This window comes from Cobetia crustatorum (assembly GCF_000591415.1).
GTDB classification, from domain to species: Bacteria; Pseudomonadota; Gammaproteobacteria; order Pseudomonadales; family Halomonadaceae; genus Cobetia; species Cobetia crustatorum.
In genome coordinates, this window is record NZ_JEMF01000092.1 from 1 (window position 1) to 1,022 (window position 1,022).

1 protein-coding gene is annotated in these 1,022 nt (G+C 61.6%); it reads left to right on the forward strand.

Going from position 1 to position 1,022, the window contains the following annotated elements:
• The coding region (locus tag BF12_RS0115600) for a cadherin-like domain-containing protein (protein WP_024953071.1) at window positions 1–1,022 on the forward strand (1,022 nt) is incomplete at both ends.

The window sequence follows — 1,022 nt, forward strand, 5'->3', positions numbered from 1 at the left end:
CTGAGCATCACCGTGACCGGCGTCAATGACGCCCCGGTCGTCGCCACGCCGACCGATGACCTGACCGCCGTCGATGGCGAGACCCTCAGTATTCCTGCGGGCGACGCCTTCAGTGATGCCGACGCTGCTGACACTCTCGCCTACACGGTCGCCGGTCTGCCGGCTGGCCTGGCCATCAATGCCGCCACTGGCGAGATCACCGGCACCCTGAGTGCCGATGCCTCACAGAACGGCCCGTTCGAAATCACCGCCACCGATGGCAATGGTGGCACGATCGACGACACCTTCACGCTGACGGCCAGCAATGTCACACCGGTTGCCACGAATGATACCGCGACAGCGGTCGAGAACGTGACGCCGACTACCGGCAACGTGCTGACCAATGACACCGACGGCGGTGCGGACACCGATACGCTGATCGTCAGCCAGGTCGATGCTGACGCCGACAACGTGGGTGAGGCGATTACCGGCAGCAATGGCGGCTTGATCACCATCACCAGTGATGGCAGCTACACCTTCGCCCAGGGCACGGACTTCGATGATCTGGCCGACGGCGAAACCCGTGTCACCGCGATCGATTACCAGATCAGCGATGGCCAGGGCGGGCTGGATACCGCCACGCTGAGCATCACCGTGACGGGCGTCAATGACGCGCCGGTAGCAGTGCAGGACACCAATGCCACGACAGAGAATGATGCTGTCAGTGGAGATGTGCTGCTCAACGACAGTGATGTCGATGCCAGCGACATCTTGACTGTCAGTCAGGTTGGTGAAGACGCCGACAGCGTCGGCCAACCGACTGCCGGCGATAATGGTGGTCAGTTCACCATCAATGCCGATGGTAGCTATGACTTCGCGCCGGGCACTGACTTCGACGACCTCGCGGTCGATGAAACTCGTATCAGCACCATCAGTTATCAGATCAGTGATGGTCAGGGTGGCTTCGACACCGCGACGCTGAGCATCGCCGTGATCGGCACCAATGATGCGCCGGTCGTCGCCACGCCGACCAATGACATGAC